The organism is Burkholderia sp. Bp8994 (genome assembly GCF_003853805.1).
Lineage (GTDB): Bacteria > Pseudomonadota > Gammaproteobacteria > Burkholderiales > Burkholderiaceae > Burkholderia.
The window spans coordinates 106,026-127,346 of sequence record NZ_QTQH01000012.1 but is presented as its reverse complement, the minus strand read 5'-3'; the positions used below and the strand labels follow the sequence as shown (position 1 = coordinate 127,346).

General features: G+C 67.1%; 23 protein-coding genes and 1 riboswitch. Of the genes, 14 read left to right on the top strand and 9 right to left on the bottom strand.

Translation table 11 applies throughout. The features are described from left to right. Positions 1–10: 10 nt before the first annotated feature. Both DIE04_RS15295 and DIE04_RS15290 read right to left on the bottom strand, forming a co-directional pair. Entirely contained in the window at positions 11–1,576 is a 1,566-nt protein-coding gene (locus tag DIE04_RS15295) for a DUF1302 domain-containing protein (protein ID WP_124484697.1), read from the bottom strand. Between the two features lie 151 nt (positions 1,577–1,727). After that, positions 1,728–2,507, bottom strand: a complete 780-nt coding sequence (locus tag DIE04_RS15290) for an SDR family oxidoreductase (RefSeq protein ID WP_124522799.1) — start codon at positions 2,505–2,507, stop codon at positions 1,728–1,730. Positions 2,508–2,645: 138 nt separating this feature from the next. On the opposite strand from DIE04_RS15290, the gene DIE04_RS15285 reads away from it, so the two are divergent. The 6 genes from DIE04_RS15285 (at position 2,646) to DIE04_RS15260 (ending at position 7,148) form a co-directional block, all read left to right on the top strand. Then, positions 2,646–3,482 (top strand): alpha/beta fold hydrolase, encoded by an 837-nt coding sequence (locus DIE04_RS15285; protein ID WP_124522797.1) that lies wholly within the window; start codon positions 2,646–2,648, stop codon positions 3,480–3,482. Between the two features lie 62 nt (positions 3,483–3,544). Beyond that, complete coding sequence (locus tag DIE04_RS15280; protein WP_044844631.1) at positions 3,545–4,333, top strand: SDR family NAD(P)-dependent oxidoreductase; 789 nt, start codon at positions 3,545–3,547, stop codon at positions 4,331–4,333. Between the two features lie 38 nt (positions 4,334–4,371). Beyond that, positions 4,372–5,121 carry an electron transfer flavoprotein subunit beta/FixA family protein gene (locus DIE04_RS15275; RefSeq protein ID WP_124573110.1) on the top strand — a complete coding sequence of 250 codons (750 nt, stop codon included), beginning with the start codon at positions 4,372–4,374 and terminating at the stop codon, positions 5,119–5,121. A 16-nt stretch (positions 5,122–5,137) separates the two neighbouring features. Next, the gene (locus DIE04_RS15270; protein WP_124573108.1) at positions 5,138–6,100 is read left to right on the top strand and encodes an electron transfer flavoprotein subunit alpha/FixB family protein; all 963 of its coding nucleotides are present in this window, start codon (positions 5,138–5,140) and stop codon (positions 6,098–6,100) included. A 3-nt stretch (positions 6,101–6,103) separates the two neighbouring features. Beyond that, complete coding sequence (locus DIE04_RS15265) at positions 6,104–6,634, top strand: transferase hexapeptide repeat family protein (protein ID WP_124522848.1); 531 nt, start codon at positions 6,104–6,106, stop codon at positions 6,632–6,634. A gap of 265 nt (positions 6,635–6,899) precedes the next feature. Further along, positions 6,900–7,148: a hypothetical protein gene (locus tag DIE04_RS15260; RefSeq protein WP_124485054.1), complete on the top strand. Its 249-nt coding sequence runs from the start codon at positions 6,900–6,902 to the stop codon at positions 7,146–7,148. A 60-nt stretch (positions 7,149–7,208) separates the two neighbouring features. On the opposite strand, the gene DIE04_RS29770 is transcribed toward DIE04_RS15260, so the two are convergent. Continuing rightward, positions 7,209–7,379, bottom strand: a complete 171-nt coding sequence (locus DIE04_RS29770; RefSeq protein WP_185500361.1) for a hypothetical protein — start codon at positions 7,377–7,379, stop codon at positions 7,209–7,211. Positions 7,380–7,627: 248 nt separating this feature from the next. On the opposite strand from DIE04_RS29770, the gene DIE04_RS15255 reads away from it, so the two are divergent. Beyond that, the gene (locus DIE04_RS15255) at positions 7,628–8,680 is read left to right on the top strand and encodes an alpha/beta fold hydrolase (RefSeq protein WP_124522948.1); all 1,053 of its coding nucleotides are present in this window, start codon (positions 7,628–7,630) and stop codon (positions 8,678–8,680) included. 36 nt (positions 8,681–8,716) lie between these two features. Here the strand turns inward: DIE04_RS15255 and DIE04_RS15250 are convergent, their stop codons facing one another. After that, complete coding sequence (locus DIE04_RS15250; protein WP_124522850.1) at positions 8,717–9,880, bottom strand: MFS transporter; 1,164 nt, start codon at positions 9,878–9,880, stop codon at positions 8,717–8,719. Positions 9,881–10,224: 344 nt separating this feature from the next. Between DIE04_RS15250 and DIE04_RS15245 the strand changes: the two genes are divergently transcribed. Genes DIE04_RS15245 through DIE04_RS15235 form a run of 3 tightly spaced genes read left to right on the top strand, consistent with a single transcriptional unit; the run spans position 10,225 to position 12,055 of the window. Beyond that, entirely contained in the window at positions 10,225–10,869 is a 645-nt protein-coding gene (locus tag DIE04_RS15245; RefSeq protein ID WP_044844625.1) for a DUF1326 domain-containing protein, read from the top strand. Next, positions 10,866–11,657: a DUF2182 domain-containing protein gene (locus DIE04_RS15240; RefSeq protein ID WP_124522852.1), complete on the top strand. Its 792-nt coding sequence runs from the start codon at positions 10,866–10,868 to the stop codon at positions 11,655–11,657. Before DIE04_RS15245 ends, DIE04_RS15240 begins: the two co-directional genes overlap by 4 nt. A gap of 44 nt (positions 11,658–11,701) precedes the next feature. Beyond that, on the top strand, positions 11,702–12,055 hold the full coding sequence (locus DIE04_RS15235) for a copper-binding protein (protein ID WP_124484705.1): 354 nt from the start codon (positions 11,702–11,704) through the stop codon (positions 12,053–12,055). A 142-nt stretch (positions 12,056–12,197) separates the two neighbouring features. Here DIE04_RS15235 and DIE04_RS15230 read toward each other — a convergent pair whose 3' ends face one another. The 3 genes from DIE04_RS15230 to DIE04_RS15220 all read right to left on the bottom strand — a co-directional run bounded on the left by DIE04_RS15230 (position 12,198) and on the right by DIE04_RS15220 (position 14,615). Continuing rightward, a complete protein-coding gene (locus tag DIE04_RS15230; protein WP_409333451.1) occupies positions 12,198–13,421 on the bottom strand; it encodes a DUF6396 domain-containing protein in 1,224 nt (407 codons plus the stop codon). 258 nt (positions 13,422–13,679) lie between these two features. Then, entirely contained in the window at positions 13,680–14,090 is a 411-nt protein-coding gene (locus DIE04_RS15225; RefSeq protein WP_124522950.1) for a VOC family protein, read from the bottom strand. 63 nt (positions 14,091–14,153) lie between these two features. Continuing rightward, positions 14,154–14,615: an Lrp/AsnC family transcriptional regulator gene (locus DIE04_RS15220; protein ID WP_124522854.1), complete on the bottom strand. Its 462-nt coding sequence runs from the start codon at positions 14,613–14,615 to the stop codon at positions 14,154–14,156. 115 nt (positions 14,616–14,730) lie between these two features. Here DIE04_RS15220 and DIE04_RS15215 point away from each other — a divergent pair, with 115 nt between their 5' ends. Beyond that, on the top strand, positions 14,731–15,378 hold the full coding sequence (locus DIE04_RS15215; RefSeq protein ID WP_124522856.1) for a LysE/ArgO family amino acid transporter: 648 nt from the start codon (positions 14,731–14,733) through the stop codon (positions 15,376–15,378). Positions 15,379–15,504: 126 nt separating this feature from the next. Here the strand turns inward: DIE04_RS15215 and DIE04_RS15210 are convergent, their stop codons facing one another. Together DIE04_RS15210 and DIE04_RS15205 are read right to left on the bottom strand one after the other, a co-directional pair. Next, on the bottom strand, positions 15,505–17,433 hold the full coding sequence (locus tag DIE04_RS15210) for a TonB-dependent receptor domain-containing protein (RefSeq protein ID WP_124522858.1): 1,929 nt from the start codon (positions 17,431–17,433) through the stop codon (positions 15,505–15,507). A 327-nt stretch (positions 17,434–17,760) separates the two neighbouring features. Further along, positions 17,761–17,954, bottom strand: a riboswitch (cobalamin riboswitch). Between the two features lie 110 nt (positions 17,955–18,064). After that, entirely contained in the window at positions 18,065–19,111 is a 1,047-nt protein-coding gene (locus tag DIE04_RS15205) for an AraC family transcriptional regulator (protein ID WP_124522860.1), read from the bottom strand. Between the two features lie 169 nt (positions 19,112–19,280). Here DIE04_RS15205 and DIE04_RS15200 point away from each other — a divergent pair, with 169 nt between their 5' ends. From DIE04_RS15200 to DIE04_RS15190, 3 genes are read left to right on the top strand one after another with little or no spacing between them, the layout of a single operon-like run. Next, entirely contained in the window at positions 19,281–19,625 is a 345-nt protein-coding gene (locus tag DIE04_RS15200) for a hypothetical protein (protein ID WP_124522862.1), read from the top strand. After that, complete coding sequence (locus DIE04_RS15195) at positions 19,615–20,247, top strand: Dabb family protein (RefSeq protein ID WP_124522864.1); 633 nt, start codon at positions 19,615–19,617, stop codon at positions 20,245–20,247. The genes DIE04_RS15200 and DIE04_RS15195 overlap by 11 nt, the downstream gene beginning before the upstream one ends. Before the next feature lie 56 nt (positions 20,248–20,303). Beyond that, positions 20,304–21,296: an NADP-dependent oxidoreductase gene (locus DIE04_RS15190; RefSeq protein ID WP_124522866.1), complete on the top strand. Its 993-nt coding sequence runs from the start codon at positions 20,304–20,306 to the stop codon at positions 21,294–21,296. Positions 21,297–21,321 lie beyond the last annotated feature (25 nt).

The window sequence follows — 21,321 nt, the reverse complement described above, 5'->3', positions numbered from 1 at the left end:
GCCGGGCCGCTCAGAAGTGGTAGGTCGCCGTGGCGAGCACATAGTCGCGATCCGCCAGCGGACGCGTGACCGGGTTGGGCGAGCCGAGGAACTTGGCGTAGACGAGCGCCAGCTGCAGGTTGCTCAGGCGCGTGAACGTCACGCCGGCCGTCACGCGGTGATCGCCCTGGCCCGTCAGCGAGCCGAGCGCGCCGGCGAGCGGCGACGTGCCGGTCAGGTCGTGCGAGTAGGTCAGCGGCACGTCGAGATCCCAGCCGTTGAACACGTTCTTGTAGCTGAGCGTCCACGCGATCTCCATCGCGAGCGCGTTGCGCGAGTTGGCGAGCGTGGTCGAGCCGTCGAGCGCGGAGATGCCGCCGGCATGCACGTACGTCAGTTCGCCGACCAGCGACTGCGAGTTTGCGAGGAAGCTCGGCCCGATCGAGTAGATGCCCGACAGGTTGGTCTGCAGCACGTTCGCGCGGGTCGACTGCGGGCCGGTCGGCGTGTTGACGAGCACGGCCGCGCCCTGGCGGTACGACACTTCGCCCGCGACGTTCACCGGGCCGACCTGCGTCGAGAAGCTCGCGCCGGTCAGCTTGATGTTGCTGAAATATTTCTGCTGGTACTGGAGCGTCGGGAAGTACGTCGTGACGACGCTCGGGTTCATGTCGTTGTAATGCAGGTGGTACACGCCGAGCTCGGTGTCGCCCAGCACGCGCACGCGTGCGCCGATACCCCACTGGTTGCGGGCGCTCGGCTTGTCGTCGGCCCCGCGCGGAATGATCATTCCGCCCGGGCCGATGATGAACTGCGCGCCCGGGCCGACCACGTCCGAATAGCTCCAGTACGTGCCGGGCGCGGTCAGGCGGTTCTGCTGGAACGAGAACTGGTAGTAGCCGAGCAGGCTGAAGTTCGGCGTGATCTGCCACTGCGTCGAGATCTGCGGCACCGGCAGCAGGATGTCCTTCACCTGAGCGCCCGCGACATAGGACTTGGTGGCATCGGCCGGGCCTTGCGCGCCCGCGATGTTCGGGAAGAACAGGCTTTCGCCCCACGCGACCACCTGGTCGCCGACCTTCACGTTCAGGCTCGTCGGGCCGATCTTGAAGGTGTTGTAGGCGTAGGCGGCGAGCAGCGTCGTGTGGCCGCCCGACCAGTAGCGGGCGTCGCCGGTGAAGTTGTTGTACTGGCCCGTGTGGTTGACCGTGCCGGGCGCGTCGTTGTAGTTCGGGTGGCGGTACGCCTGATCGTAGAACGTGCTCGCGCGGACGAACACGCCCCAGTCGTCGTGTTTCAGGTTCACTTCGCCGAGCAGGCTGACCTGGTTCTCGATCAGCTTGTTCTTCGCGAAGTTGCGGTCGCCGTCGTCGCCGTTGATGTTCGCGGGCGTCAGCAGATTGCCGCTCGGCGCACGCGTGCGCATGCCGAGGCCGTAACTCAGCGTGAACGTGTAGTCCAGCGTCGTGTCGGCGCCGAGCTCGATCGTGCTGCCGGCGTGCGCGTCGGGAACGACGCAAGTCAGCAGCGCGGCGGCCAGCGTCGACAGCGCGGCGGTGGCCCGCTTGTCGGTACGGCGCGAAATCCGTTGATGCATGGTGTCTCCTCTGGGGGTATCGACGACGGTCGACTGTGGTTGTCGTGAGAGGCAGAGTAGGGAGATCGCGATAGCAGGGAATCGTCAAAATGAACTAGATGACTTCCCTAGGACTGGAAACGATCGGCGTACGCCTCTGGCGGCGCGTGCGTCAGCGCGCTTGCATCTGCGCTGCGGCCAGGAACGCGGGCCGTTCGCCCCCGCCGTCGAGTCGCAGGTTCGCGCCCGACGTGTACGACGCGTCGGGCGACGCGAGGAACAGGCACGCCGACGCGACGTCGTCGGGTGTCGCGAGCCGTGCGGCCGGAATCGTTGCGCGGATCGCATCGAGCGCCGCATCGTCGCCGTAGTGGCCTTCGGTCGCGGATTCGGTGTGCACGAGGCTCGGGCTGATCGCACACACGCGCACGCGCGGCGCCCACTCGACCGCGAGCGACGTGACCGCGTTGACGAGCCCCGCCTTCGCGGCGCCGTAGGCCGCGGTGCCGGGCGACGGCCGCGACGCGCTGACGCTCGCGATGAACAGCATCACGCCGCCATGCGGTTGCGACTGCATGATCGCGTTCACGCGCTGCGCGAGTTGCAGCGGCGCGATCAGGTTCAGCCGCACGATCGATTCGGTGAAGCCCGGCGATGCGTCGGCCGCGAGCACGAACGGCGAGCCGCCCGCGTTGTTGACGAGCACGTCGAGGCTGCCGGTTGCGGCGCGGGCCGTCGCGAGCATCGCGTCGACCTGCTCGATGTCGCGCAGGTCGGCCGCGATGAAGGTGGCCGTGCGTCCGCCGGCGGACGGCGGCGTGTCGGGCGCGCTGCGCCCGCACACGAACACGCGCGCGCCCGCCGCGAGAAACCGCTCGGCGATGCGCCGCCCGATGCCCTTGGTGCCGCCCGTCACGAGCACCGTCTTGCCGCTGTAGTCGAATCCGTTCATCGTCTGCCTCCGTTTCGGTGGCCCGATGATAGGAACAAGCGCGCGCGGCTTCGTAGTCTGAAAGGATGATGCCGGCCAGCGCCGGCGGCGCAATCATCGTGGCAGGCATCCATCGATCGACGAAGGAGACAACCCGCGATGACGACCCCCACGACGCCGCCGGCCGGCATCTTCACCGACGTACCGGGCGGCTTGCGCCTGCATCATTTCGAGGCGGGCGCAGGCCGCCCGGTGGTGTTCATCCACGGCAGCGGCCCGGGCGCGAGCGGTTTCAGCAACTTCAAGCACAACTACCCCGCGTTCGCCGCGGCCGGCCACCGCGCGATCGTCGTCGACCTGCCGGGCTACGGGCAGTCATCGAAGCCGTCCGACGTCGCCTACACGCTCGATTTCTTCGTCGGCGCGCTGCACGCGCAGCTGTCCGCGCTCGGCATCGGGCCGGCCGTGCTGCTCGGCAACTCGCTCGGCGGCGCGATCGCGCTGAAATACGCGCTCGATTACCCGGACGAAGTCGACGGGCTGATCATGATGGCGCCGGGCGGCGTCGAGGATCGCGACACCTATTTCCGGATGGAAGGGATCCAGCGGATGGTGAAGCTCTTCACCAATCGCCAGATGAATGACGACACGATGCGCGAGCTGCTGACGCTGCTGGTGCACGATCCGGCGATCGTCACCGACGCGCTCGTCGCCGAGCGGATGAAGGTGTGCGTCGAGCAGCCGACCGAAGTGTTGTCGACGATGAGCGTGCCGAACCTGACGGGTGCGCTCGCCGACCTGCGCTGCCCGGTGCTCGGTTTCTGGGGCACGGACGACCGCTTCAATCCGGTCGGCGGCGCGCTGACGTTCCTCGAGCGTTGCCGCGACGCGCGCTTCGTGCTGCTGAACCGCTGCGGCCACTGGGTCATGGTGGAGCATGCGGCCTATTTCAATCGGGAATGCATCGATTTCCTGGCTGCGCCGACGGCGCGATGATGCGCGATGGTTTTGATGGCCGGCCCGTTCGTGACCGGTTCGCCTAAATACAAGGAGACACAATGAAACTCATCGAAGACCTGTTCGACCTGCGCGGCAAGGTGGCCGCGATCACCGGCGGCGCGCGCGGCATCGGCGCGGAAACGGCGCGCACGCTGGCCGCGGCCGGCGCGAGCGTCGCGATCCTCGACGTGCTGTCGCAGCCCGCGGAAGCGCTCGTCGAGGAGATCCGCGCGCAGGGCGGCCAGGCCGCGTTCTGGTCGCTCGACGTCACGCAGGAGGCCGACGTCGAGCGCGTGTTCGGCGAGATCGTCGCGCGCTTCGGGCGCCTCGACGTGCTCGTGAACAACGCGGGCATCGAAGGGCACAACGTGCCGACCCACGAACTCACGCTCGCACAGTGGCAGCGCGTGCAGGACGTGAACGTCAACGGCGTGTTCCTGTGCACGCGCGCGGCGATTCCGCGCTTGGAAGCGGCCGGCGGCGGCTCGATCGTGAACCTGTCGTCGATGTACGGGATCGTCGGCGGCCCGGACGTGCCCGCGTATCACGCGTCGAAGGCCGCGGTGCGGATGATGGCGAAGGTCGATGCGATGCTGTATGCGGCGAAGAACATTCGTGCGAACTCCGTGCATCCGGGCTACATCCGCACGCCGATGCTCGAGGACGCGTTCCGCCAGATGGGCCAGGATCCCGACAACGTGTTCGGCTATCTGCAGACCCACGTGCCGATGGCGAAGATCGGCAGCCCGCGCGACATCGCGGCCGGCATCCTGTATCTCGTGTCGCCGGCCGGGCGCTACGTGACGGGCGCGGAGCTGGTGATCGACGGCGGATACACCGCGCGCTGACGCGCCGCGGCGGTCGAAACAAGAGAGGAGGCAGGCAGTTGAAAGCGCTCGTGGCAGTGAAGCGCGTGGTCGACGCGAACGTGAAGGTCGGCGTGAAGTCCGACCGCACCGGCGTCGACATCGCGAACGTGAAGATGTCGATGAACCCGTTCGACGAAATCGCGGTGGAAGAGGCCGTGCGGCTGAAGGAGGCCGGCGTCGTGACGGAGGTGGTGGCCGTGTCGGTCGGTGTCGCGCAGGCGCAGGAAACGCTGCGCACGGCGCTCGCGATCGGCGCGGATCGCGCGATCCTCGTCGAAGCTGGCGACGCGGTCGAGCCGCTCGGTGTCGCGAAGATCCTGAAGGCGCTGGTCGACAAGGAACAGCCGCAACTGGTGATCCTCGGCAAGCAGGCGATCGACGACGATTCGAACCAGACGGGCCAGATGCTGGCCGCGCTGGCAGGTCTGCCGCAAGCGACGTTCGCGTCGAAGGTGACGATCGCCGATGGCAAGGCAACCGTGGCACGTGAAGTCGATGGCGGCGCGGAAACGCTGTCGCTGTCGCTGCCGGCGGTCGTGACGACCGACCTGCGCCTGAACGAGCCGCGCTACGTGACGCTGCCGAACATCATGAAGGCGAAGAAGAAGCCGCTGGAAACGGTGAAGCCGGAAGACCTCGGCGTGGATGTCACGCCGCGTCTGAAGACGCTGAAGGTGGCCGAGCCGCCGAAGCGCGCGGCCGGCGTGAAGGTGCCGGACGTGCAGACGCTGGTCGACAAGCTGAAGACCGAAGCCAAGGTGCTGTAACAGGGAGCGGACGGACATGACGATTCTGGTAATCGCCGAGCACGATGCGGCATCGGCTGGCGGCGCGTCGCCGATCAAGGCCGCGACGTTGAACACGGTGGCGGCGGCCGCCGAAGTCGGCGCGTTCGGCGGTGGCGACATTCACGTGCTGGTCGCAGGCCACCACGCGCAAGCAGCGGCCGATGCAGCGGCGAAGATCGCAGGCGTTTCGAAAGTGCTGCTCGCCGATGCGCCGCAACTCGCGGACGGTCTCGCCGAGAACGTCGAAGCGACGGTGCTGACCGTCGCGTCGAACTACTCGCACATCCTCGTGCCGGCAACGGCTTACGGCAAGAACATCGCGCCGCGGATCGCCGCGAAGCTGGACGTCGCGCAGATCTCCGACATTACGGCGGTTGTATCGGCCGACACGTTCGAGCGTCCGATCTATGCAGGCAACGCAATCGCGACGGTGCAGTCGGGCGACCCGATCAAGGTGATCACGGTGCGGACGACGGGCTTCGATCCGGTCGCGGGCGTTGGCGGCAGCGCAGCGGTCGAGAAGATCGAAGCGGCAGCAGATGCGGGTGTGTCGCAGTTCATCGGCCGGGAGGTGACGAAACTCGATCGCCCCGAACTCACCAGCGCGAACATCGTCGTGTCGGGCGGCCGCGGCCTGGGCAGCGGCGAGAACTACATGAAGGTTCTCGAGCCGCTGGCCGACAAGCTGAGCGCCGCACTCGGCGCATCGCGCGCGGCAGTGGACGCCGGCTACGTGCCGAACGACTACCAGGTCGGCCAGACCGGCAAGATCGTCGCGCCGCAGTTGTACATCGCCGTCGGTATTTCAGGTGCGATCCAGCATCTGGCCGGCATGAAGGATTCGAAGGTGATCGTCGCGATCAACAAGGATCCGGACGCGCCGATCTTCGGCGTGGCCGACTACGGCCTCGTCGGCGACCTGTTCACGCTCGTGCCCGAAGCGGCCGCGGTGCTCTGAGCGATGCCGCTGTTCGAATTCGACGGCATGCGCCCGCGCGTCGCTTCGTCCGCGTACGTTCATCCGAGCGCGGTCGTGATCGGCGACGTGACGATCGGCGCGGGCTGCTACATCGGCCCGCATGCAAGCCTGCGCGGCGACTTCGGCGCGATCGTCGTCGGCGACGGCAGCAACGTGCAGGACGGCTGCGTACTGCACGTCGGCATCCGCGAGACGTGCCGGCTCGGTGTGAACAGCCACATCGGCCATGGCGCGATCGTGCACGGCGCGACGCTCGAGCCGGACACGATGATCGGGATGAACGCGGTCGTGATGGACGGCGCGACGATCGGCGCGACCACGATCGTCGCGGCCTGCGCGTTCGTGAAGGCCGGTTACGACGTGCCGCGCGGCGTGCTGCTCGCGGGCATGCCGGGCCGTGTGGTGCGGCGGCTGAGCGACGCGGAGATCGACGCGAAGGCGAACGGCACGCGGATCTATCAGCAGCTAGCGGTGGATTGCTTGAGGGGGCTCCGGCAGATCGACGACGCGTAAGCGATGCGCGTTGTCGACGCGTCGTCGTTCGGGCGGCGGAGGCTTGGCCGGCGGCAAGACCATCGTGCATCAGCGTGAATACCGCAAATCCGTGCGCGCCGCGCGCCGCGCCGAAAGCGCGATGTCACGGGGTTTATCGGGGTTTGTGCGGATGGCGATTCGACGTCGTGCATGCCGGTCGCGACGTACGCGCCGGATCGATTGCCTGATGCGGCGCCGTTGTCTTAAGATCGGCGTCACACCATCCCACCGCCTCCGGCGCCGAATGAAAACGACCCTACGCCTGCGCGTCGCCATTATCGCTTCGGCCTTCGCCGTCTATCACGTATTCATGCACATTCAGTGGGTCGCCAGCGGTTGCATCGAATTTCGCGGCAGCCGGCATTGCAGCTTCGAGAACAGTGAGAATTTCGAAGGCATGATGGACTTCGACCTGCTGCTGACCTGCGCGTGGGTCGCGGGCGCGATGATGGCGTGGTTCGCGGTCGCGCGGTCGTCGAAGAAACCGGGTTGACGTCGGGACGACACCGCCGAGGGCTGCGGATGCGCCGCGTGCGGCGGCGCGTTTTCGCCGTCAATGCCCGACGGCTGCCATCATTCGCGCCGAATGGTGTTCGCCTGTCGCCGCACCGACCGGTGCGGCCTCGTCCAGCGCTGCCAGTTCGCCGGGCGCGAGATCGATGTCCGACGCGGCAACGTTTTCTTCAAGATATGCGATACGCCGGGTACCCGGAATGGACACCATGTTGCGGCTCTACGTCCACGCGATGGCAATTTGCGCAGGCGTGACACCATTCGACGCTGCGAGTGCGGAGACTCAGCCGACCAGCCGATGGCGGCACGCGCGACCGAGGCGCATACAGACCGATTCAGGCAATGCGTCCTATTGCCGTCTTTCAATCCGCCTTGCAAGCCGTTTCCTATCGACTAACATTTTCCGGTGGCGTCTGTTTTGCGGTTTGTCGGTCAGTCCCACTGAAACGGGAGATAAAAATGCCAGAAGAAATCGACCCGCGCCGGCGTGGCTTTGCGCGCTTGGCAGCCGGTGCGCTTATTGCAGCGCAGTTCGAGATGCTGCAATCCGCTCACGCACAAAATGCGCCGTCGGCAACACCGCCGCTGCCACCGATCAAGCCTGGAAGCCATCCGTCGTTCACGACGATCAAGCAGATCAAGGCCGGGTTGCTCAATGTCGGTTATGCGGAAGCGGGCCCGGCCGATGGCCCGCCGGTCATGCTGCTGCACGGCTGGCCATACGACATCCACAGCTTCGTCGACGTCGCCCCGGCGCTCGGCGCGCAGGGGTATCGGGTGATCGTCCCGTACCTGCGGGGCTACGGCTCGACCACCTTCCTGTCGGACCAGACGATGCGTAACGCGCAGCCGACGGCCGTTGCACTCGACATCATCGCGCTGATGGATGCGCTGGACATCCGGACGGCCCTGTTCGGTGCATTCGACTGGGGCGCGCGAACCGCCGATATCATTGCCGTGCTGTGGCCGGAGCGTTGCAAGGGGCTGGTATCGGTGAGCGGCTATCTGATCGGCAGTCAGAGCGCGGGAAAAATGCCGCTGCCGCCCGCCGGCGAGTTCCAGTGGTGGTATCAGTTCTATTTCGCGACCGACCGCGGCCGCGACGGCTACGAGAAGTACACCGAAGATTTCGTCAAGTTCATCTGGAAGCAGGCGTCGCCGAAATGGAACTTCGACGACGCGACCTTCGCGCGAAGCGCGCCGGCTTTCCGAAACCCGGATCACGTCGCCATTACGATTCACAATTACCGGTGGCGGCAGGGGCTTGCGGTGGGCGAGGCGAAGTACGACGAATACGAGCAGCGGCTTGCATCCGCGCCGCCGATCACGGTTCCGAGCATCACGATGGAAGGCGACGCGAACGGGGCGTTTCACGTGCCGCCGGCCGTCTATCGGGCGAAGTTCACCGGCAAGTACGAGCATCGCACGATCACCGGCGGTATCGGCCACAATCTGCCGCAGGAGGCGCCGCAGGCATTCGCCCAGGCGGTGGTCGACGTCGGGCGGTTCTGACCGGCAGACCGCGCGGCGGGTCGTCCCGCCACTGCGTCATTGCGTGCGCACCGGCTCCGGCCGGTCGCGCAGGATCGCGAGCGACAGCGCCGCCAGCCCGCAGCTGGCGATGAGCATCAGCAACGCGCCCTTGCCGGCATGCACCATCACCCAGCCGCCGAGCGACGGAAACCCGAACGCGCCGATGAAATACGACGCGACGAACCAGGTCAGCACGCCATGCCGTTGCGCGTCCGGGCAATCGTTGACCGCCTGCGCCTGGATCACCGGATACATGAGGCCGTAGCCGGCGCCCAGCAGGACGGCCGCGACGGACTGCAGCGATGCGTGCGCGGCAGCGCCGAACATCGCGAGCGCGCCGAGCAGCATCAACATGAGCAGGCCCTTGGTCGCCGTTTCGGGGCGCGCCATCCTGACCCATCTCCCGAGCAGCCAGCGCGCGCTCACCACCGTCATCGTATAAACGCTGAAGAATGTGCCGGGCCGCGCCTGCGTGCCCTGCATGAGCGACATCTGGAACGTCATCAGGCCGGAGAACACGCAGGTGCCGAGCGCGATCATCGCGATCGGCGCGGCCGCCCGCGTGCGCGAGATCGTGCGCAGCTCGCGCACCCACCGGCCGCCGGCGACGGGGGCGGACGGACGCGGGCTCAGGCGGCCGAATGCTTCCAGCATCAGCGACGCGAGCGCGCACAGCGCGCCGACCGCGTAAAGCGTGTCGTCGATCGACCAGTGGAGCATGCGCATCGCATAGGAGGCAAACGCCGGGGATGCGCCGATTCCGGTCATCTGGAACGTCGCCGATCGAAAGAACCAGGTGCCGCGCTCCGCACCGCTGGTACGCTCGGCCAGCGACATCGGCGCGGCCAGGTGAAACGCGCCCCAGCCGAAGCCGACCAGGAAGCCGGACGGCAGGTCCGCATAGGGCGCGCGCCCGACGAGCGCGAAGCCGACGATGCCGGCGCCGATGCACAGTGACGACAGCGCGGCGATCCGTGTGGTGCCGATCTGCTGCGAGAACCAGCCGACGAACGACAAGCCGGCGAACGTGCCGACCGTCGCCGCGGCCAGTGCCGCGCCGGTATCGAGATCGCTGCCGCCGATCGCGCGAAAGCGCATCGACAGCAGGAAGGTTGCACCGTAGCCGCCCGCGGTGAGCAGGGTGCCGACGAGAAACAGCAACGCACTTTGAACGCGCATGACGGCTATCCGGGGCGACGGCGACGGTCGGGGTGAATCGGAGATTGCGAGACAGTATGAACCAGGACCGATGCGGGATGCCCGCATTCATGATGCTGCATGCGTGCCGTCGGCTTTTGTCCGACATGGCTCGAACGCGCTCGTCCGAGCGCGCCGTTGCGCATCGAAAGGCCTGCATCGGCGGGGCTGCACGACGAGGTTGAATGCGTCGGGCCGGCACCGTTGCGCGCCGCGCGGCGCCTGGTTTTTTTCGACGCACGAGGTACCCGCGCGCACTTTGATTTCCCCTGTCCGCTGCACTAGATTCGAAACATTACGTGCCAGCGACTGCGCGAGGTGAAGCCATGACGCCGTGGGAGATCCAGGGAACCGAACTGATGAACTGCAATTGCTCATACGGTTGCCCCTGCCAGTTCAATTCGTTGCCGACGCACGGCAACTGCGAAGCGATGGGTGCGATTTCGATCGACAGCGGCCACTACGGCGACGTGGTGCTCGACGGTGTCCGGATCGCGGTCGTGTTCCAGTGGCCCGGGCCGATTCACGAAGGCCACGGCCGGTGCCAGCCGATCGTCGACGAGCGTGCGAGCCCCGCGCAGTGCGAAGCCGTGCTGAAGATCATGACCGGTCAGGACACCGATCCGTTCGCGACGATGTTTTCCGTGTTCGCATCGACGCTCGAGCAGGCCTACGAGCCGATCTTCGCGAAGATCGATTTCGACGTCGATGTCGATGCGCGGCGCGGCCGGATCAGCATCGACGGCGTGCTCGACATCGTCGGCGAGCCGATCCGCAATCCGGTGACGGGCGCCGAACATCGCGTGCGGATCGACCTGCCGCACGGCTTCGAATACGAGCTGGCCGAGATCGGATCCGGCACCGGCCGGTCGCACGGCCACATCCAGCTGGATCTCGAGCGGAGCTACGCGCAGTTCGCACGGCTGCACCTGAACAACCACGGGCTGATCCGGCATCGCGTCGCGGCATGATCCCCGTCGGCGAGCTGCTCGGACGCGAGCGCGTCGTCACGCTGCTCGGCATGACCGCGCTCGTGGGCGCGTGCTGGGCCTACCTGTGGACGGGGGCCGGCACCGGCATGTCGGCGCTGGACATGACGGCGGTCGCGCTGTTCCCGCATCGGCTGGCCGACGGCATGGGCGCCATGGATCCGTCGTTGGCGACCGTGATCCTGATGTGGTGGGTGATGATGATCGCGATGATGACGCCCGGCGCGGCGCCGGTCGTGCTGCTGTACCGGCGCGTGCTGCGGCATCACGATCGGGGCGATGCCGGGTCGGCATTCACGTCGGCGTGCCTGTTGGCCGGCTATCTGGCCGTATGGCTCGCGTTCTCGGTCGGCGCGGCCGTGCTGCAGATGCTGCTGCAGCCTGCCGGCCTGATCTCCGGGATGATGCTGTGGTCGAAGAGCGCCGTGCTGTCCGCGATCGTCCTCGCGCTGGCCGGCGTCTATCAGTTCACGCCGCTGAAACAGGCCTGCCTGCGGCAATGCCGGTCGCCGGTGCGGTTTCTCGCGACATACTGGCGCCCGGGCATCACGGGCAGCTTCCTGCTCGGCGCGCGCCACGGCGCGTATTGCGTGGGCTGCTGCTGGCTGCTGATGGCGCTGCTGTTCGTCGGCGGCGTGATGAACGTCGTGTGGATCGTCGCGTTGTCGCTGTTCGTGCTGGTCGAAAAGGTGCTGCCGGGCGGCGAGCGGGTCGGCCGGGCGCTAGGTGTCGTGCTGATCGGGTGGGCGGTCGCGACGTTGCTGGTGTAGGGGGTGCGTTCCATGCGTTACCCGCTGCAGCCGGGAGTCGGTTGATGAAGATTCGAAATATTGCCGTCGCCGTCCTCTGCGCGATGAACGTCGTCGCGACACCGGCGTATTCAGCCGGCAGCATGTCCGACATGAACATGGACATGGGCGACTCGAAGACGTCGGCGCCGGATGCCGCGCTGACCAACGCCGAAGTGAAACGGATCGATGCCGAGCACGGCATGGTGACGCTGAAGCACGGCGCGCTCCAGAACGTCGGGATGGCGCCGATGACGATGGCATTCAAGGCCGGCGACCCGGCGATGATCGCGTCGCTGCACGTGGGCGACAAGGTCAAGGTCCGGGTCGAGCGCGTGAACGGTGCGCTGACGATCGTGAAGCTCGAGAAGCAGCGGTGAGGTTCGCCGCGCGTGATGGCAGGCGAGACGGGCCAAACCCGAACGCTTCGATCCGCATGCGGCACATCGTGCTCGGGAACGATCGCAGGTACGGCGCGTGAGGGGGCGCGTCCGGCCAGCATTCCGGGGAACGGTAGTCCTGTCAATCATGGCGTTGCGGGGCTTCGCCAAGGTAGTGCCACTGCACCTGCTCAGCGGCCAGCCAGTCGAATGACGGTGCGCCGAAGCGTTCCCCGATTTGATAGCGCTCCGCAATGTTACGGCGGGCGGGGATCAGCTCGGCTTTGGAGGCAGAGGGTGGGCCATACAGCGCGAGCCAATAGCCATCGCGTGGTACTGGATTGTCACCCGTGACAACCATCGTGCTATGTTCTCGTGCCGCCACGGCATACCCGTCCGGAATGAATTCCCGGCCTTGCTGCGCCACACTCTTCTGCGGCTTGGGGGGCGGTGTCACGGCCTTTGCGCCGTCGATCAGCGTCTGTGCTTTACCATCCCATTTCGGCAACGGGGCGGGTGGCAGCGGGAGTACCTTGTCAAGATTCGGCAGTTTCAGGCGACCCTGATAGAACTCGAGCGCATCCCCGAGCTTGCTGTAACGTTCCGCACGTGCTTTGTCGATATGCCCGACCAGGTTGGTTCCATCGGTAAGGTCTAGGCCTCGGAACTCCGGTGCGAGGCTATGTGCGCATTTGGCACTTCCGAGCTTTACACCCTCGTGCAAAATTTTTAGGGCGCGTGCCTTACCTTCGGCGGTGTTATCTCTCGCGTAGACAAGCCCTAATTCATCTGCCGCATCTCCATATCCCTGTGCGAAGGCACATTCCAGCATCTGTGTCGCAACCGGCAAATTTGCCCAGAATTCGCCGCCTGGATCGTCATGTGCAGCATCTGTCTTTGTTCCAATGAAAGTTTGCGCGGATGGACTACCCATATCGGCAGCGCGCTGGAAGAAGGCATAGGCGCTGGTCGCATCGCCACCTTTAACCAGCCCGTTCTGATGGTAGACCCCCATCATGTCGTAGGCGTCAGGCACACCCAGTTTCATCGCTTTTTCCACCCAGCGGATAGCGGCTTCAGGATCATGGGTTGGTACGCCCTGACGATCGCTCAATATCAGTGAGGCGATATTGAGCATGGCCTTCCAGTGATTGCGCTCGGCAGCCTGCGAGTAGAGTTGGTAAATCTTCGGGTAATCACGCTTATCGTAGTCAATGTTCGGATCATCAAGCGCCAGCGCCTGCTGAAACCACAATTCAGCCTGGGGGTCGACAGGCGGTACGTGTTGGGCCTGATACACGCACGCGAAGGATTTGCGATGAGGGCTGAATAACGGCAGTTTCTCGTAACGGGGCAGGTCGGACATGGAGGCACTCAGCTGGCTGGTCTGGGCTGAAAAAGGGCTGGCTTGCGAATTGACGGCCAGCAAGCAGAGGCTGGCGAATAGAAATCGCAGAACGAGGGTGATCAGTTTCGCGTTGGATCGATTCATGTCAAGTAAGGGCCGATGTGTCTGACGTCGATGGAATGGTCGCGAAAGCGCCAGTTTCCGCCGCGAGGTACGCGGAAACCGCATGCGTGACGATGTTCAGTAAAGCCGCAGCGTCGATCGATGTGCTGAGCACTAATACCGTTTGTCACCGGAATCTCCGCCGGCTTCCGCAAAATTCAACTCGACGCCATTCCCGGCCGGATCGGTGAAAAAGATCTGCAGCTGGCTCGTGACCGGCACGTACCGGCGCGCGTACCGGACCTGAGCGTCGACAAGACGCCGCTCCATGTCCGCGGCATTCGCGCACGAAAACGCCACATGGTCGAACGTATTGACGACGTGCGCCGGCCGCGCCTCGCCGGGTCGAGCTTCCGACAGGTGGAGGATCGCCTGCGCCCCCGCGTAGAGCCAGTAGCCGCTGCTCTGGAACGGCGGTCGATATCCGGGTTCGAGGCCTACGACGTTCACGTAAAAGTCGCGCAGCGTATCGAGCGTGGCCCGATCCGCGCGGAGGTTGTAATGATCGAATCCGATGACTGGCATGGCAGGTTGTCCGGTTCGCGCAAGCGGCGCATGGCACAGCATCGCGCAGCGCGGGGCATCCTGTCACCCCCGAACGCCTTTGACTGCCGCGGCCGGACGCGCGAGCCCGCGCGCCGGCAGCGGCGTCGACATCACGATCGACGTGCGCGTTTCGCCGTACAGATTGATGCGCTCGATCAGCTGTTCGAGATGCGCCATGCTGACGGCGACGAACCGCATCACGTAGGAATCCGCGCCGGTCACGTGATGGCACTCGACCACTTCGGGAATGGTCTCCAGCAGCTTCAGGAATTTCGCCTTCGCCGGCTGCGGCACCGTGATGCCGATCAGCGCGCTCACCGGGTAGCCGGCCGCGGCCGGATTGACCCGCGCCGTATAGCCGTCGATTACGCCGCCCGATTCGAGGCGCTTCACGCGTTCCGTGACCGCCGGCACCGACAGGTGAACCTGGCGTGCCAGCTCCGTGTAGCTGATGCGGCCGTTGGCCTGCAGCAGCGCGAGTATTTTCCAGTCGAGTTCGTCCATCGCGGCGGAGTTTTTAAGGTGAAGCGGCTATTTTTCCTTAAAAACCGCCTTCAGCGGCGACCGGAGTTTCCCTACGATGACGGTTCAACGCATTGCATGTCGCGAGGAGCCGGCCATGCTGTTCATCAAGTCCGTCGTAATGGGATTGTCGATCGCGGTGCCGGTCGGCCCGATCGGCATGCTGTGCATCCAGCGCAGCCTGAGCCGCGGCTTTCACGCGGGGTTCGCGACGGGCGTCGGCGCCGCGTGCGCCGATGCGATCTACGGGCTGCTCGGCGCGCTGGGCGTCGCCGGCATCGTCACCGCGTTCCCGATGCTGACCGTCGCGCTGAAAATCGGCGGCGGCGCGTTCCTCGTATGGCTGGCGTGGTCGATCGCGCGGCAGGCGCCGGCTGCGTCGACCGCATCGGCGGCGGTGCGAGACGTGCCGCGCACGACCGTGCTGCGCGATTTCCTGACGACCTTCGGCCTCACGCTGTCGAACCCGATGACGATCCTGTCGTTCGTCGGGATCTTCGCGGCGCTCGGCCCGCTGGCGGGCACGCATGAAGGCGCGATGGGGGCGGCCGTCGCGCTGATGGTCGCCGGCGTGTTCCTGGGTTCCGCGACGTGGTGGCTGTGCCTCAGCAGCGCGACCGCCGCGTTGCGCACGAAGATGTCGCTGACGTTCATGCACCGGCTGTCGCGCATGTCGGCCGTCGTGATCGCCGCGTTCGGCGCGATCCAGTTGATCGCGGGCGTGCGGGGCGTCGCAGGGGCCTGACGCGTAGCGCGGTGCGAGCGAACGCGATCGCGCGATCGCTCGCTCGCGGCCGACGACATCCGGCACCCGTACACCCGTCGGCATCGCCACCCGCGCACCTGGGTGCCGATGCACCGACCACCCCGCTCAGAACGTATAGCTGACCTTGCCGAACGCCGTGCGGCCGAGCGTGTTGTAGCCGTACGCGGTCATGTACTGACGGTCGAACAGGTTCGACAGCGTGGCGGACACCGTCAGGTGCGCGTTGATCCTGTACGACGCGCGCAGGTTCACGCTCAGGTACGACGGCAGGTACGTCGTGTTGGCCGGATCGTCGAACGTCGTGCCGCCGTAGCTCAGCGACGCGCCCGTGCTCAGCGCGTGCAGATGGAATTCGTCCCACGTGTGGTCGACGTTCACGCTGACGGTCTGGCGCGGCCGGCGGTTGAGCCAGCTGTCGTTGGTCTCGTCCTGCGGATTCAGGATCCCGATCGCGACGCTGACCGGCGTATAGCGGCCGATCGTGCCCTTGTACGACAGGTCGATGCCGCGGATATGCGCACGGCCGATGTTGATCGGCGAGAACGTCGCGGGGTTGTACGCGATCAGGTTGCTGACGCGCGTGTCGTAGATCGCGGCGCTGAACGTGCCGTACGCGGTGTTCGCGTCGAACGCGGCCTCGACCGAATCGCTGCGTTCCGGGTTCAGGTCGGGATTGCCGTAGCCCGGGTAGTACAGGTCGTTGAACGACGGCAGGCGGAACGCATTGCCGTACGACACGCGCGCCGTATAGACCGGCGTAATGGCCCACGACAGCGCGGCGTTGCCGGTGTTCACGGCCTTCCCGGCAATGATCTCGTGGCGGCCCGCGACGAACATCGTCACGCTGCCGAGCGTCGCCGACTGATGCAGCGAGAACGCGGAATCGTTGCGCGTCGGCACGCCGTCCGGCACGTCGACCGGCAGGAACGCCTGTTCGCGCGTGAAGTCGTACGCCACCTTCGTCTCGCCCGACAGCGGCAGGCCGAACAGATGGAAGCCGTGCGCCTGATGGGTCAGCGACGTCGACGAGCTGATGCGCTGCGAGTTGATCTGGTCGGTCGGGATGGCCGGGTCGCTCGCGTACAGGAACTGGCGATCGTTCGCATAACCGAACGACTGGTCGAACTGCGTGTCGGGCGTGACGTCTAGATGGAACGCGAGGCCGGTCGTCAGCTGATGATCGAGCTCGCGGTTCGCAAAGCCGGCGTTGTCATAGGACAGGTCGGAGCGGTGGTACAGCGCGAACGTCGAGATCGACCAGTTGTCGCGCGCATAGCCGAGGCGCGCATCGAGGTCCTGCGCGTGATACGGATTGCGGCCGTCTTCGTGGTAGGGCAACACGGGCCGCGTTGCGTCGATGCCCGCCGTGTTGTAGTCGTGCAGGCCGAGCGTGTAGGTGAGGCCGCCCAGCGCGGCGAGCGGCCCCGTCGACGGCACGGTGCCCGACGTGCGCAACTGCGTGTCGAAGGTCTTGTTCGAGCCGCCGCCGAACGATACGATGGTCTGGTTCGGCTGGCCGGCGGCGCGGCGCGTGAACAGCTGCACGACGCCACCCATCGCGTTCGCGCCGAACGACGCGGCGGCCGGCCCCGAGATCACCTCGACGCGCTCGAACGCTTCGGTCGGCAGGTCGGCCCACGGCGCGATGCCGGTGGTCGGCGAGCCGATCCGGATGCCGTCGATGAACACCGCGACCTGGCTGGCCGACGAGCCGCGGATGCTGACCGACGCCGACGAACCCGGGCCGCCGTTCTGCGAGACGGTCACGCCCGGCAGCGTCGCGAGCGCCTGCGTGATGCTCGGGTCGCTCGGCGACAGCCGGTCGAGATCGGCGCGCGTGAGCACCTGCGTCGTCGCATAGCGCTGGTCGAACGACTCGGGCAGATGCCGCGTGTCGGTCACGCTGATCGTCGGCAGGTCGGCGCCTTCGGCGGGTTGGGGCGGCTGCGCGGGTGGCATGTCGCCGGCGGCGTGGGCGATCGGGGAGAGCAGCGCCGTGGCGGCGGACGTGGCGAGAAGGTGGCGAAGATTCATGAGGCAGCGAGGGTGATCGTGTTGCAGGTACGGCGAGCGTAAGCGGGTGGCGGCGAGTACCGCCTGGTTGTCGTTGGTCTATCGCGGGACCGGGCAGCGTGGGCGGCATTCACGCGTGTCGTCATGACGCGTGCCGCACGACACGGCACGGCACACGCGTGCGGACACGCGGCGCGGAGTGGCCGCGCAACGGCACGACGCTTCCGGCGTGGAAGCGGGGGCGGAAAGATCGGACATCCGAAGGGTCCTGAGGTCGGGCCGTCCATGCAACGGGGCGACCGCCAAAGGCGGTGCTGGCGCATCGGGACACCCCGCCCGGTGCGGCTGCTTGGACCTCGGGTCGATGGCAGGTCTCCTGGCTCGCGGGTCGCGATTCGCACCGGCCTTCCCGGTTTCCCAGTGGCATGGGGTGGTGCGGATTCGCCGCTCACAGTTGCGGGGGCAGCCGCAGATTCGAGGCACGGCCTCTCCTGCGTTCCCTTTTGATCCCGTTCCCGGGAACCATCAGCGCGCAAGCGTAATGGCGAGTGCGCCGGCGCGTCAATTATCGAAGTGCGCAGGGATGCGAAAAAACGTCAGTGTTCGCCGGATGCTTTCGAAATCATTTCAATTCGAGCCTTCGCACCGCGTTTCATGTCTGACGAAACGCACCGCCGGCGGCGCTGCAATCGCGCCGGAACCGGCTCGGCGCGATGCCCGTCCATCGCACGAACGCCCGCCGAAACGCTTCCTCGCCGCCGAACCCGAGATGCGCGGCGATTCGCGCGACCGGCCAGTCCGACTCGCGCAGGCAGCGCCGCGCGACGTCGGCGAGGCACTGTTCGCGCAACGCGTGATAGCCGCTGCCCTCGGCCGCCAGCCGCCGCCGCAACGTCGCTTCGCTGACGCCGAGCCATGTCGCCAGCGCCGCGAGCGCGGGCAGCGCCTGTTCGCGCGCGAGCGCCGCATCGAGAAAGCCGCGCACCTGCTGCGCCCATGACACGACGGCCGGCGCGGCATCGATCAGCCGAAACGGAAAATCGACGAGAAACGCGGCCAGCTCGCCCGGCTGGCGGATCACGCGCGCATCGAGCCGCACCGCGTCGAACGCGAAGCCGTAGGTCTGGCGGCCGACGTCGACCGGCGCGTTGAACAGCCCGAGCAGCGGCATTGCGTCTTCGCGGCGCGGATGGCCGAGCCAGACTTCGTCCGGCCGCAGCGGCTGCCCGATCAGCCAGCCGAACAGTTGCAGATAGCAGAACAGCCCCGTCAGGTCGACGAGGCACGCGGCGGGGCTGCGCGTGCGGCGCAGCGAATCCATCCGGAACGTCGCGCGTCCGTCGCGCACCGCGAGCGACAGCGCGCCGGCGCGCGGCGTCAGCATCTCGCAGAACTCTGCGGCGCAGCGGATCGCGTCGGCGAGCGTCGCGCAACTGAGCAGGCACCGGCACATCAGGTCGACTTCCTGCTTGCGCATCGGCGGATGGCCGTCGCCGCGCGCGACCTGCGCCTCGAGCCGCTCGATCGCGTCGCGGTACAGCGCGACGAAGCCGCCGGGTGTCGTCGTTGCAGCAGCAGCAACGGCCGTCGGCGCAGGCCGTTGCGCCGACGGCACGCCGCTGCGCGCCAGTTCATCGAGCAGACGGGCACCGAAGCCCGGCAGCACGCGGCCGCGTGCCGGCAATGCACGCTGTTTCATATGTCTCCCGGTTTGAGCGTCCTGACAGGGGCCGGTGAGCGTGCCGGTAGGGGTTCGCCGGCCGTCGTCACGCAAGAATGCTATCCACGCCGGCCGCTTCCGGCCTCGCCGGAATGGCGTAGGCGGCCGGCACCGCATTGCGCCACGAACCACCCGAGACGACCCGCGAATGATCCAGATCGTAGACGAAATCACCCTCGCGCCCGAGCGCATTCCCGACGTGCTGGCGCTGCTGCGCGACCGCTATTTGCCGGGCCACGCGGCACGCGGACTGACGGCGGCCGGCCGCTGGGTGTCGCCGCCCGTCGCGGTGCCGGGGCAGCCGAGCACGCTGTGGCTGACGTGGCAGGTCGCCGATGCGCCGTCGTACTACCGGATGCGCGCGTTGACCGACGGCGACGTGGTTGCGTTCTGGATGGCCGTCGACGCACTGTGCGACGCCCGCCGCCGCCATGTGATGACGGATGCCGATGCGCCGCTGTCCGCACTGACGGAGATCGACCATGCGGCATGACACGGCCCAGATTTTCGTTTCGGCGACCGGCGATGCCGGCGCATTCGAGCACGCGTTGCGCGAAGCCGCGCAGGCGTTGCCGGGCGCGACCCGCGTGGCGCTCGCGCGCAATCTCGACGGCTGCTGGGGCGCGGGCGACTACACGCTCGACGTGCTGCGCGACGAACGGGCGACCGGCCACGCGACGGATTTCGCCGCGCTGGCCGGCCTGCCGGGCGTCGTGCGGATCGACGGCGCGGCGTGTCATGCGATCGGCGGCGGCCTGCGCGAACCGGCGCTGCGCGACGGCGTATGGCGCACGCTGATGCTGCGCGTGCGGCCCACGGCCGGCGAAGCGCAGGTGGGCGATCTCGAGCGCGAACTGCTGCGCATGCCGGCATTCATGCCCGGCATGCGCAACTGGCGGCTGAGCCGGATCGTGACGCCGGGCATGTGGACCCACGTCTGGCAACAGGAATTCGCGCACGTCGGCGACCTGCTCGGCGAATACCTGCTGCATCCGTATCACTGGGGCTGGGTCGACCGTCGCTTCGACGCCGAAAGCCCCGACTGGACGGTCGAGGCGATCTCGCACGCATTCTGTCCGCTCGCGTCGAGCCTGCTGGCCGACACGGCGGCGTGACGCGCGACGCGCACGCGTCCCGCCGCAATGCAAACCACAACACCGGAGACACCACCATGCGAGCCTTGCTGATCGACCGCGTCGGCCATTCCGACGCGCTGCGACTGGCCGACGTTCCCGCCCCGAAGGCGGGCCCCGGCGACGTGCTGATCCGCGTCGCGTACGCGGGCGTCAATCCCGCCGACTGGAAATGCCGCGAAGGCTATCTCGGCGCGTTCATGCAAATGACGTTTCCGTTCGTGATCGGGTTCGACGCGGCCGGTGTGGTGGAGGCGGTCGGCGACGGCGTCGAAGGTGTCGCGCCCGGGATGCGCGTATTCGCGCAGACCGACGTCGGCGCGGGGCGCTGGGGCGCGTATGCGGAATACGTCGCGGTGCGGCACGACTCGGTCGTGCGCCTGCCCGACGCGGTCGGCTTCGCGGAAGCGGCCGCCACGCCGACGCCCGCGCTGGCCGCATGGGCCGGCCTGTTCGACGACGGCGGGCTCCGAGCCGGGCAGACCGTGCTCGTGCACGGCGGCGCGGGCGCGGTCGGCACCTTCGCGATCCAGCTTGCCGCCCAGGCCGGCGCACGCGTCGTGGCGACGTGCTCGGCGCGCAACCGCCCGAGCGTCGAAGCGCTCGGCGCGGCGGCGAGCATCGACTATCGCGCGCAGGACATCGCGACGGCCGTGCGGGCGTGGGCGCCCGGCGGCGTCGATCTCGTGCTCGATGCGGTCGGCGGCGACACGCTGCCCGCCGCACTCGACCTGCTGGCGCCGGGCGGCACGCTCGTGACCATCATGACGCTCGCGCCCGGCGATGCGCAGCGGCTGGCCGCGACGGGCGCGGAGGCCGCGCGGCGCGGGCTGCGCACCGCGATGACCTACAGCCGGATGCCGAGCGGCGCCACGCTTTCATCGATCGCCGAGCGGCTCGGCATGCGCACGCTGCGCGTGCCGCGCTTCGACAGTTTTCCGCTCGAACAGGCGGCGCGCGCGCTCGACCTCGTTCAAACGGGCGACGCGAAAACCAAGTTCGTGCTGCACGTTGCGGATATCGCGGGCTGACGCATAACGCTCCCCGACACACCAT